This window comes from Nitrospira sp. Kam-Ns4a, from assembly GCF_965152595.1.
The window spans coordinates 3,914,685-3,925,625 of sequence record NZ_OZ224218.1; the positions used below are offsets into that span (position 1 = coordinate 3,914,685).

A 10,941-nucleotide genomic window follows, 5' to 3' on the forward strand; every position below is an offset into this window, starting at 1 on the left:
CCCTCCCGCTCGCCGGCTAGGCATCTCAGCGCTGCCGGCGCATGGCCCGTGCCAGGATCTCCCGCGCCGCATTATACCCCGCCGCGCCCATCACGCCGCCGCCCGGATGCGCCGCCGCGCCGCACAGGTACAGACCCGGGATCGGCGTCCGGTAATCCGCGTAGCCCGGCACCGGCCGGAAGCAGAACAACTGGCCCAGCGTCATCGCGCCGTGGAAGATGTTGCCGCCGGTCAGCCCGAACGTGCGCTCCAGGTCGAGCGGGGTGAGGATCTGCCGGTCAATCACCGCCGACTTGAAGTTCGGCGCGTACTCGGTCAGCAGATCGAAGCACCGGTCGGCCACCGGCTCGCGCAGCTCGTCCCAGGTCGCCCCGCGCAGCGCGTAGGGCATGTACTGGACAAACATCGTCATCAGGTGCAGGCCGTGCGGGGCGACCGTGGGATCCACGACCGACGGGATCGTGCACTCCAGGATCGGGCGCGCCGAGGGCCGCCCCGCCTTCGCGTCCTCATAGGCCCGCTCGATGTAGTCTAGGTCCGGGCAGATGTGGATCGTCCCCCGATGCTGGGGGCCTGGCCGAAGCCCGGGACGCGCCCGGAAGTCCGGCAGCGCCGACAGGGCCACGTTGATCTTCATCGAGGCGCTGCTGAAGTCGATGCGGTCCACCGCTTCGACGAAGTCGGGCGGGAGCAGGCCGGGCTCCACGAGGCGCGTAAACGTGCGCTTCGCGTCGGCGTTGCTCGCGACGACTGGCGCCGCGTACTCGTCCCCCGTCACGAGCGCCACCCCGCGGACAGCCCCGTCCCGGACGAGGATCCGGGCGACCTCGGCGTCGCAGCGGATCGTCACCCCGAGGTCCCGCGCCGCGGCGGCCAGCGCCTGGGTCAGCGCCCCCATCCCGCCGCGCACGTAGCCCCAGACCCCCCGCGCGCCGTTGGTCTCGCCCATCACGTGGTGGAACAGCACGTAGGCCGTCCCCGGCGTAGAGGGCGCCGCCATCGTGCCGATCACCGCGTCGGTCGCAAGCGTGGCCTTGAGCGGCTCGGACTCGAACCAGCGGTCCAGGATCGCCCGCGCGGGCCCCGTCAGCACCTCGATCGCCTCCCACAGCCGGCTCCCCATCGCCTGGAAGGCCCGCCCCACCTTGAAGAGGGTCCAGAGGTCCCGCACCCCGGGACTGACGATGTTGGGTGGCGTCAGCAGCAGCAAGGGCTCGACCGCCGCGGCGACGCGCTCGAGCATCCGCGTGTAGTGCGGATACCGTGCGGCGTCGCGCGGGCTGAACCTGGCGATCTCGTCGTAGGTCAGCTTCGGGTCCGGCCCGAGCAGGAGGCTGCGCCCATCCGGGAGCGGCGTGAACGAGGAGGGGTCGCGCGCGAGCACGGCGTAGCCGTACTCGCGCAGACGCAGGTCCCGGACGATCTCCGGGCGGAAGAGGCTCACGAGGTAGGCGGCGGTCGAGACCTTGAACCCGGGGAATACCTCCTCAGTGACGCAGGCGCCGCCGACGACGGAGCGCCGCTCGAGCACGAGGACCTTCCAGCCCGCCCGAGCCAGGTAGCAGGCCGTCACCAACCCGTTGTGGCCGGCCCCGACGATGATGGCGTCATATCTGGAATGAGTAGCCGCGCCCATCATAGGGCGCTATCGTAGCAAGTCGGCGGCAGAGGGTCGAGTCTGCAGAAGCACCCATGGCGAGCGCAGCTACGGGGTGAGGACCGTCGTGGCGGCGAAGTCCGGCGATTGCAGGGCCTGGCGGGCGAGCTGGGCTTCCGGCCTGTCCGGGAATTCCACCAGGACTCGGTTCAGGAGCGCCTGGGACGCCCGCGTCTGGCCGAGCCGGGCATGGCTCAACGCACTCTTGAGGAGGGCGGAGGCCAGCTTGGGGCTCTTGGGAAAGCGGGCGCGCACCCGCTCGAAGGCGGCGATGGCGTCCCGGTACCGGCCGAGCCGAAATTCGCACTCGCCCACCCAGTACTGGGCGCTCCCGGCGAGGGGCGAGTCCCCGTGCAGTTCGAGGAAGAAGCGGAATCCGGCGAGCGCGGCCTCGTAGTCCTGGCGCTGGAACTCCTGCATCACCCGGTCGTAGAGGTGGCGTGCCGGCTGGTCCGCCTCGGGTGGCGCGGCCAGCCCGGCCGCGACCATCACGAACAGGAGCGCCAGCCCCAACACCGCGGCGAGGATCTTGGTCAGCAGCGTTTCCATGCTCCGCACAGCGTGCAGGGCGCGTACCAAGAGGCCGCGCTCCCCGCTCGCTCACACCGCCGAAGCCAAGTCCTTGTTTTCCCGTGCGGGCTGCGCCGCGGCCGGCTCTGGGCGTGCCGGCCGACGCCGGCCGCCCTGCGCCTGGCCTGTTGGAAAAACCAAACAGGTGTGGGCGCGGCGATCCCACACCCAGCCCCGAGGCCCGTGCCTCCGCTGCTTCCGCCTCCAGGGGGCGCACAAGTTCTTCCTGGAGGCCAAGAAACCGGCCGTCAACCTGCAAGAGGGCATCAGCCCTGCCTACCAGCTCCGCCGCTACGCCTGGTCCGCCAAGCTGCCGCTCTCGAATCCTGACCGATTTCGAAGAGTTCGCCGTCTACGACTGCCGCACTCGCCCACGCCCGACCGACGAGCCTGCGACGGGTCGCATCCTGTACCTGACCTACCAAGACTGTCCCACCCGCTGGGACGCGATCGCCTCGATCTTCGCCAAGGACCCGATCCTCAAGGGGTCCTGCGATAAAGCCCTAGCGAAAGAGCACGCAGTCCCGAACAGAGGGAGTCCATCGCGATGAGACAATTCAAGCTCATCGTGGAAAAGCATCCTGACGGCTATGTGGCCTATCCCCTGGGTCTCAAGGGGATGGTAGCGGGCGAGGGAAGCACCGACGAGGACGCCTTGGCTGATGTGAAATCGGCCCTCCGCTTCCACATCGAGACCTTTGGGAAGGATGTCCGCGAGGGCGAGTCGCCTGTGTTAGAGGGCGCGTCAGGCTGGGTTGGAGTCGCTGTGCCGGTGGTCATCGAAGGAACCGGGGCGGCGCCGCACGCCTTGACTTCAGGCTAGAGCGAGTCGAATAATGCCGCGCCGTGCCCAGCGATCACCCCGAACGGCTGCCAGACCGGGAGGAGCCCGCGTCGGACCCCACGCAGGCGGCCGAGGCGCCGCCGCTCCGCGACCCGCCGCCCAATCCGGCCGGGGGCCGGACGCTCATCGTGGACCCGCACGACCCCACGGCCTTTTCCCTGCCCAGCGCCGCCTTGGAGGCAGCCGGCCCCGACGACCAGATCTTCATCCGACCCGGCCTGTATGAAGACAAGCTCTTTATCGTCGAGCGGCGCATCCTCTTGATCGGCGCTGGCCGGGATCAGGTGCGGATCTTCAGCCGGCGCGGCGGCCCGCTCTACCTCCAGCGCGTGACCGGCGGCCGGATCAGCGGCATCACGTTCCGGTACGTCGGGAGCGACCAGCACTCGGCCGTCAACGTGCTGGATTCCGTCTGCACGATCAGCCACTGCCGGGCGATGGACGGCGTGCTCTCGAGCATGGTCCTCTATGGTCCGCACTGCCGGCCCAGCGTGGTGGACAACGAGGTCTGCGGGAGCCGCGAGTCGGGCATCTTCGTCTTTGCGGGCGCCTGTCCCTACGTCGCGCAGAACCACTGTCACGACAACCATCACTTCGGCATCGCCGTGCGCGATCCCGGCAGCCGCCCCGACCTCGTCCGGAACGTCTGCCGCGCGAACCTGCTCAGCGGGATGCTCCTCTTCCACCACGCAGCCGCCATGGTGCTGGACAACACCTGCCAGGACAACGACCACTGGGGTACTGGTCGCCACGCCTGACTGCGAGACGACGCCCGAGCTGGAGCGCCTGCCCCAGACGAACCGGCTGGCGCCCAATCCCCGCGGGCCGCTGGTGGTGCGGCCCGACCCGCTGGCGGAGATCGGCCGATGACTTTGCCGCCTGCGAGCGGGGCGAGCCCGGCACAAGGATTGAGGATCGCGACCAGCTGCGGTAAGCTGGCGGAGTGAGGCGGGCGCGGAGGGCGTCAGCACCTCGCGAGCGGACGCCCCACGCCCGCTCCGGTTCCGGGGGCGATGGGATGCCTGTGACAGCCTACAACGGCGTGGTAATCCCCTCGTTCATGTACGGGACGGCCTGGAAGAAGGAGGCCACGGCCCGACTCGTGCAGGCGGCGGTGGAGGCCGGGTTTCGCGCCATTGACACGGCCAATCAGTTGATCCATTACGACGAGGCGCAGGTCGGGGAAGCTCTCCGGGCGCTGGAGCGGAAGGGGATCCGCCGGGACGGCTTGTTTCTCCAGACCAAGTTTACGCCGCTCTCGAGTCAGGACCACCGCACCCCCTACGATCCCTCGGCCGACCTCACCACCCAGGTCCGCCAGTCGTTCGCCAGCTCCTTGCAGCATTTGCACACCGACTACCTCGATTCCTATGTCCTGCACGGACCCTATTCACGGTACGGGCTGGGCGAGGCGGATTGGGAGGTGTGGGGCGCCATCGAGGCGCTCTACGACGCGGGCCAGACCAGAATGATCGGCGTCAGTAACGTCACGGCCGTCCAGCTCGCCCAGCTCTGCGAGCGGGCGCGGCATAAGCCCATGGTCGTCCAGAACCGGTGCTTCGCGGCGTTCGGCTGGGACAAAGAGGTGCGGGATCTCTGCCGGGCCCACGGGATCGTCTATCAAGGATTCTCGCTGCTGACCGCCAACCGGGAAGTCCTCGCCGACCCGGTCGTGCGCGCGATCGCGCAACGGCTGGGGACCGGCCCCGCCCAGGTGATCTTCCGGTTCGCCATGCAGATCGGGATGCTTCCGTTGACTGGGACCACGAACCCGCAGCACATGAGCGAGGACCTCGCGGCCGAGCAGCTCACGCTCTCTCCCGACGAGCTGCACCAGATCGAGACGATCGCGCTGTAGCCTCATTTCTTGTTCAGCCGCACGACGATCGCCCCCATCACGTCGCCCTTCCGGAAGCTCCGCCAGGGGCTCTTGGGATGCGCGTTGTGGCAGTCCACGCAAGACTGCACCACGGCGAGGTCGGCCGCCAGGCCCTTGAACTGGTTCCCTTCCGCGAAGGTGACCAAGCGCTGGCTGCGGTTGGTCGCCAGCTTCATCAGCGCGTCGGCCTCGGCCTGCGTCTTCGGCAGGTTGGCCCGGTTGATCGGCGTGAGCCCGATCAGCCCCACTTCGAACGATTCGATCTCGGAGCCGGCGGCCTTCACGAACTGGGCGGGGAGCGGAATCGCATGGGAGTCCGCCATCCAGTCCTCCCGGGGCACGATCCCGCCCTCGCGCGTGTGCTCGATCACGCTGAGCACGTAGGTCGCCCGAAACGCGCGCACCGTCTCCAAGAGATATTGCGCGACTGTTTCATAGGGCATATCGGCCGCCCGCCCAACCGACGCCACAGCCGCCACGCCCATCACGACAGCCGCCGCCACCGCCTTGAGTCCCCGCCATCGGGTCATCGCCGGATCCTTTCTTATCTGAACCAGGCCAATGCTCGCGCCCGACCGAAGCCGCGGCATGCCTACTCCCCTTCCCGCCCGATTGTCAAGCGCACTTTTTCCCGTCCGACCTGGTAAAACTTGCACGGCGGAGCCCCCGGCGCCGGGCCGGCCGCGCCGCGACCGGCACTATAGCGGGATCGCCAACCTCGCGCGAAGTAGTAGGGTCGCCTAAGATTGTCCCAAGGGGCGCGGGCGGGGGCCGACGCGTGGTGCGGCCGAGGAGCCGGGCGGGCCGGGCCCGCTCATTCGGTGATGACCGTGACCTCGACCCGGCGGTTGGCGGCGCGGTTCTCGACCGTGAGGTTGTCGGCCACCGGTCGGAACTCGGCGTAGCCGGTGGCCGACACCTGCTGCGGGCGCAGGTTGAACCGCTCGGTCAGCAGCCGGACGACCGCCACGGCGCGGCCCGCGGACAGCTCCCAGTTGGACGGAAACTGGGCGGTGCGGATCGGCACGTTGTCCGTGTGGCCCTCGACCCGGATCTCCCGGACCGGTTGGGTCGTCGTCCCGAGCGCGTCGGCCAGCGCGGCGAGCAGGGGAAGCGCCTCGGGCTTGACCGCGGCCTGTCCGCTCTCGAACAGGAGGCTGTCCGCGATCGCGATCATGATGCCGTCCTCCACCTCGTTGACCGAGATGCGGCCCTTGAACTCGCTCTCCCCGATGGTCTTGGCCAGGATGGCCTTGACCTGCCGCATGAACTGCATCCGAGGGCTGATCGCCGGAATGAGGGCCGACTCTGAGGTGCCGATCTCGTAGCGCCGGTTCGAGAGCGGCGCGTCCGAGATCGGCACCAGCGCCTCCTTCATGGACTGGCTGAAGATCCGGAACTTGCCTTCGTTGATCATCGAAATCGAGTACATCACGACGAAGAAGGCGAAGAGGAGCGTGATGAAGTCCGCGTAGGAGACGAGCCAGCGCTCGTGGTTCTCGTGCTCCTCGTGATGGGGTTTCCTAGCCATGGCGGCGACTCACAGGCGCAGTTCTCAGTCCTCAGCCCATCCCCCGTCACCCATCACCGGTCCCCCTGTTCACTGGGCCGCTGGCTCTCGGGGAGGTAGCCTTGCAGCTTCTCCTGGAGCAACCGCGGGTTCTCGCCCTGCGCGACCCCGATCAGGCCCTCGATGACAAGCGTACGGGCCAGCACCTCCTGTTTGAGCTTCAGTTTCAGCTTGTTCCCCAGCGGCAGGAACAGGAGGTTGGCCGAGCCCACGCCGTACACGGTGGCCACGAAGGCCACCGCGATGCCGGCGCCCAGCTTCGACGGATCCGAGAGGTTCTCCATGACGTGGATCAGCCCCAGCACGGCGCCGATGATGCCGATGGTCGGCGCGTAGCCGCCCGCCGACTCCCAGAGCTTCGCGGCGGTCAGCGCCGCCTCCTCGTGCTGCGCCACCTCGGTTTCGAGAATCTCCCGGATGACGTTGGGGTCCGTGCCGTCCACGATCAACTGGACGCCCCGGCTGAAGAAGGGGTCGTGCAGCTCTTTGAGCTTCCCCTCGAGCGCGAGCAGCCCCTGCTTGCGCGCGAGGTTGCCGAGGTCCGTGATCCGGGCGATCTGCGCCTGGAGATCGTGCCGCGGCTCGCGGAAAGCCAGGCCCAGCAGCCCCAGGCTCCGCAGCACCACGGGCAACGGATGCTGCACGCAGACGGCGCCCAGCGTCCCGCCGATGACGATAATGAACGCCGTGAGCTGGAGGATCGAGCCAACGTGGCCGCCTTCGAGGACCTGCCCGCCGAGGATCGCTCCCACGGCGATGATGATCCCGAGCAGGGTGAGGATGTCCACGTCCCGGTCTCTCTAATAAAGCCCAACGGACAGCAACCGTGCGCAACGAGCGGCGCGCGACGAATCCGCCAGACGCCCCTTGCGCTGCCGCGCGTCCTCTGGTAGCGTACGGCCGACGCCCACCCGCCCGGAGGAGCCATGACGCCGACCGAGAGCCTGATGCTCGATGCGAAGCAAGCGATCCTCGAGGAGCAGCACCGCCGGTTCCGCGCCCTGCAACAGGACGGGCGCGTCGAGGAGGCCCTGCAGCAGTTCCACGTGACGCTCGCCTGCGCCTCGGACCTGCTGAGCTATTCCCTCGCCATCCTCGAGGGCGTCCTGGCCAGGCAGCGGCGGCCCGGGCAGCCCCCCGCCGCGCCGTCCGGCCGCGTCACTCCCTGACGCTGTCCAGCGCGGCCTGCTCCGCCGGGGTGAGCAGCCGGTTGAGGTCCAGCAGGGTCAGCAGCCGGTCGTTGATCCGGCCGACGCCCTGGATGAACTCGGCGCCCACCGAGGAGCCGAGCGACGGTGGCGGCTCGACGGCGCTCCGCGGGATCCGCAGCACCTCGGTCACCGAATCCACGATCAGCCCGACCACCCGGCCCCGCACGTTCACGACCACGATTCGCGACCGCGAGGTCCGCTCCGCGTCCGGGACGCCGAACCGCCGCCGCAGATCCAGCACCGGGATGATGCGGCCGCGCAGGTTGATCACGCCCTCCACGAAGTGGGGCGCCTTGGGGACCCGGGTGATGTCCACCATTCGGTTGATTTCTTGCACGCTGAGGATGTCCACCGCGAACTCTTCGCGGTCGAGCCGGCACGTGACGAGCTGGATGAATTCGTCGCCGTCTGCCTGGTCGGCGTCCGCCGGTTCCGTCACCGTGGGCCCGTGCCGGGGCGCTTCGGCCTGTTGGGCGATCATCGGGTCCTCCTCCGAAAGCGAGCTCGGCTATTCGCTATTGGCTGTGCGCTATCTCTTATCGGTGAGCTTGAAGCCACCCACCATAGTCTGCAATTCGGTGGCGAGCTGGCTCAAGTCGTGGCTGGCCTTCGCCGACTCCGTCGCCCCGCCCGCCGTCTCCCGCGTCACCTTCGCCACCGTCTCCAAATCCCCCGCAATCTGCTGCGTCGCCACCGACTGCTCCTCCGCCGCCACCGCAATCTGCCGAATCATGTCCGCCGTCCCCGTCACCATCTCCGCGATCCGCGCCAACGCCTCCCCCGTCCGGTTCACCAGCGCCACCCCGCTCGTCACCTTCTGCGTGCCCTCCTCCATCGAGGCCACCGCCCCCTTCGTGTCCTGCTGGATGTGCCGGATCATGTCCCCGATCTCCTTCGTCGCCTTCGTCGTCCGCTCCGCCAGCTTCCGCACCTCGTCGGCCACCACCGCAAAGCCCCGCCCCTGCTCCCCCGCCCGCGCCGCCTCGATCGCCGCGTTCAGCGCCAGCAGGTTCGTCTGGTCCGCAATGTCCTCGATCACCCGCACAATCTCCCCGATCTGATCCGAGGACTTGCCCAGCGCCGCAATGATCGCCGCCGACTGCGTCACCGCGTCGGCGATCTGCTGCATCCCCGCCACCGTGTTGGTGACCACCTCGCGCCCGCTCTTGGCCGTCTGCACGGTCTCCTGGGCCATGGCGGCGGCCTTGCCGCTGTGCTGCGCCACCTCGCCCACCGTCGCGGTCATCTCCTCGACCGCCGTGGCCGTCTGCGTCGTGCGCGCCGTCAGGCTCTCCGCCCCCTTCGACATCTGCTCGGCCGTCGCCGAGAGCTGCACCGCCGCCGACGCCACCTTGTCCGTCACCTGCGCCACCTTCCCGATCATCCCCCGCAACTTGGGCACCACCTCGTTGAACCGCTGGCCCAGCCGGCCCAGCTCGTCGTCGCTGGTCACCGCCACCTGGACCGTCAGGTCGCCCTTGGCGAGCCGATCCATCCCTTCCACGAGCCGACGGATGGGGATGAGCAGCCGCCAGGCCAGCAACAGCGAGAAGGCGATCGTGCTCGCCACGACCAGACCCAAGGCCACCGTCGCCGTCATGCGCATCGCGCCGAGGCGCTGCTGGGCCTCCTTCGCGAACCCCTCCTCCAGCGCCGTCAAGGCGGCCGAGACCGCCTCGTCCCGCTTGAAGAATTCCTCCAGGAAGGTGTTTCCCACCACCCGATCAAATTGGATGTAGGCCTCCGCCATCTTCAGGCCGTGTTCGAAGAGGGCCGCCAGTGCGGCGTCCACGGCCTGGAGCCGGTCCTTGACTTCCACGGAATCCCCGTATTGCTGCCCAAGCTTCTTCGCTTTCTCCCGGTACCGCTCGTGCCGCGCCTTGACCGCATCCTGGGCCTGGGGTTGCTGGGTCAGGCTGTATTCCCGCAGCCCCATCCGCACCAGGTTCGCCTCCAGGCGCAGCGCCGCCACGTCCTGGGCGCCGGCCGAGGCCCGCGCGGCCTGATCGACCGAAGCGGCGTTGAAGAGCAGGATGCCGACGATGGGGCAGAGCGCCAGGCCCAGCCCCATCAGAATCTTCGTTCGCAACCCGCATCGCTGGATGATTGTCCGATGCTCCGCCCTCGCGTCCATGGCTACCCCCTTCCCTCCCCCTGCGAGGAGGCGGTCGGCTGTCCGATGTCCGGCCAGCCGACCCTACTTGACCGGCATGATCACGCTGATGGCGCCGGCGAGATCCCCTTCCCTGTAGCCTTCCTTCTTCATGCCGGTAATGTCTTTCTCGCCCGCGGGCGCGCCGTGGCAGGCCAGGCAAGATTTGGCGGCGTATTCGGGGGACATGTACCGCATCACCTGCTTGCCCTCCATGGCGACGGTCTTCACGTATTCCTTCCCCTTGGGGTAGCCGGAATCCGCGAACTGCTTGAGGACCTCGCTTTCGAACTCGTCCGGCTTGTTGCCGGCAAACCGGTAGTGGATGGACGTCTGCTTGAGCCGGATGCCCGTTTTCTGTCCGAACTTCTCGCCCGCCTTTCGGCCCCAGAGCGCCGGGAGGAACCCCTTGAACCCGATGCCCGGCTTGTTGATCAGCGGCTGAGCCTCGCCGACCACCTCCTTGCCGGACTCCAGCAAGATCGTCAGCAGCTTGCCCGGCTCGCCGGCCGGCGGCTTGCTCAGATCAATCTTGGTCATCTCCTTGTATTTCGCGACCCACTTCTCCTCGAAGTACTGGGGCGTGAACCCCTTGTCGCCCTTGCCGGCGTCGTTGATGAGGTCCTGATGGTCCGAGACGACCATCCGGCCGGCCTTCAGCAGCTTCACCAACAGGTCGGCAGTCTTGGCCTCGTCCGCCGCGTACCCGGGCGCGGCCCCGCACACCAGCCCGATCAGCATCAATCCCGTCAGACTCCCGAGCCACACACGTCCGTTCATGGCACCCTCCCTGGATGACAGGGAAATCCCTTCCGGATCCCCCCGGTTGAGCAGTCACGGACCGTCTGGTCCTCCTCCAAGGGCCGCCGCGCCGCTCGGGGTCCTGCGGGCACTGGATGGGGACGCCGTCCTTTCTCCGCCCTACCCGATGCGCCGCTTGTCGGCCGTCGCAATCCTGAAGCCGCTCACGATGGTCTGCAATTCGGTGGCGAGCTGGCTCAAGTCGTGGCTGGCCTTCGCCGACTCCGTCGCCCCGCCCGCCGTCTCCCGCGTCACCG

12 protein-coding genes are annotated in these 10,941 nt (G+C 68.4%); 4 read left to right on the forward strand and 8 right to left on the reverse strand.

The window, feature by feature from the left end; genetic code table 11:
- Nucleotides 1–25 precede the first annotated feature (25 nt).
- The gene (locus ACWHYQ_RS19470) at nucleotides 26–1,639 is read right to left on the reverse strand and encodes a phytoene desaturase family protein (protein WP_447973747.1); all 1,614 of its coding nucleotides are present in this window, start codon (nucleotides 1,637–1,639) and stop codon (nucleotides 26–28) included.
- A 66-nt stretch (nucleotides 1,640–1,705) separates the two neighbouring features.
- Nucleotides 1,706–2,206 carry a tol-pal system protein YbgF gene (ybgF, locus tag ACWHYQ_RS19475; RefSeq protein ID WP_447973748.1) on the reverse strand — a complete coding sequence of 167 codons (501 nt, stop codon included), beginning with the start codon at nucleotides 2,204–2,206 and terminating at the stop codon, nucleotides 1,706–1,708.
- 568 nt (nucleotides 2,207–2,774) lie between these two features.
- Between ybgF and ACWHYQ_RS19480 the strand changes: the two genes are divergently transcribed.
- From ACWHYQ_RS19480 to ACWHYQ_RS19490, 3 genes are all read left to right on the forward strand, one after another.
- Complete coding sequence (locus tag ACWHYQ_RS19480; protein ID WP_447973749.1) at nucleotides 2,775–3,050, forward strand: type II toxin-antitoxin system HicB family antitoxin; 276 nt, start codon at nucleotides 2,775–2,777, stop codon at nucleotides 3,048–3,050.
- 23 nt (nucleotides 3,051–3,073) lie between these two features.
- The gene (locus ACWHYQ_RS19485) at nucleotides 3,074–3,829 is read left to right on the forward strand and encodes a right-handed parallel beta-helix repeat-containing protein (protein ID WP_447973750.1); all 756 of its coding nucleotides are present in this window, start codon (nucleotides 3,074–3,076) and stop codon (nucleotides 3,827–3,829) included.
- 260 nt (nucleotides 3,830–4,089) lie between these two features.
- Entirely contained in the window at nucleotides 4,090–4,929 is an 840-nt protein-coding gene (locus tag ACWHYQ_RS19490) for an aldo/keto reductase family protein (protein ID WP_447973751.1), read from the forward strand.
- Nucleotides 4,930–4,931: 2 nt separating this feature from the next.
- Here the strand turns inward: ACWHYQ_RS19490 and ACWHYQ_RS19495 are convergent, their stop codons facing one another.
- The 3 genes from ACWHYQ_RS19495 to ACWHYQ_RS19505 form a co-directional block, all read right to left on the reverse strand.
- Nucleotides 4,932–5,480 (reverse strand): c-type heme family protein, encoded by a 549-nt coding sequence (locus tag ACWHYQ_RS19495; RefSeq protein WP_447973752.1) that lies wholly within the window; start codon nucleotides 5,478–5,480, stop codon nucleotides 4,932–4,934.
- A 284-nt stretch (nucleotides 5,481–5,764) separates the two neighbouring features.
- Nucleotides 5,765–6,481, reverse strand: a complete 717-nt coding sequence (locus ACWHYQ_RS19500; protein WP_447973753.1) for a flagellar motor protein MotB — start codon at nucleotides 6,479–6,481, stop codon at nucleotides 5,765–5,767.
- A 53-nt stretch (nucleotides 6,482–6,534) separates the two neighbouring features.
- On the reverse strand, nucleotides 6,535–7,308 hold the full coding sequence (locus ACWHYQ_RS19505; RefSeq protein ID WP_447973754.1) for a flagellar motor protein: 774 nt from the start codon (nucleotides 7,306–7,308) through the stop codon (nucleotides 6,535–6,537).
- Between the two features lie 138 nt (nucleotides 7,309–7,446).
- Between ACWHYQ_RS19505 and ACWHYQ_RS19510 the strand changes: the two genes are divergently transcribed.
- On the forward strand, nucleotides 7,447–7,689 hold the full coding sequence (locus ACWHYQ_RS19510; protein ID WP_447973755.1) for a hypothetical protein: 243 nt from the start codon (nucleotides 7,447–7,449) through the stop codon (nucleotides 7,687–7,689).
- On the opposite strand, the gene ACWHYQ_RS19515 is transcribed toward ACWHYQ_RS19510, so the two are convergent.
- From ACWHYQ_RS19515 to ACWHYQ_RS19525, 3 genes are all read right to left on the reverse strand, one after another.
- The gene (locus ACWHYQ_RS19515) at nucleotides 7,679–8,212 is read right to left on the reverse strand and encodes a chemotaxis protein CheW (RefSeq protein WP_447973756.1); all 534 of its coding nucleotides are present in this window, start codon (nucleotides 8,210–8,212) and stop codon (nucleotides 7,679–7,681) included. The two genes, ACWHYQ_RS19510 and ACWHYQ_RS19515, sit on opposite strands and share 11 nt — an antisense overlap.
- 48 nt (nucleotides 8,213–8,260) lie before the next feature.
- Complete coding sequence (locus ACWHYQ_RS19520) at nucleotides 8,261–9,865, reverse strand: methyl-accepting chemotaxis protein (protein ID WP_447973757.1); 1,605 nt, start codon at nucleotides 9,863–9,865, stop codon at nucleotides 8,261–8,263.
- A 63-nt stretch (nucleotides 9,866–9,928) separates the two neighbouring features.
- Nucleotides 9,929–10,663, reverse strand: a complete 735-nt coding sequence (locus ACWHYQ_RS19525) for a Tll0287-like domain-containing protein (RefSeq protein ID WP_447973758.1) — start codon at nucleotides 10,661–10,663, stop codon at nucleotides 9,929–9,931.
- Nucleotides 10,664–10,941: the final 278 nt, after the last annotated feature.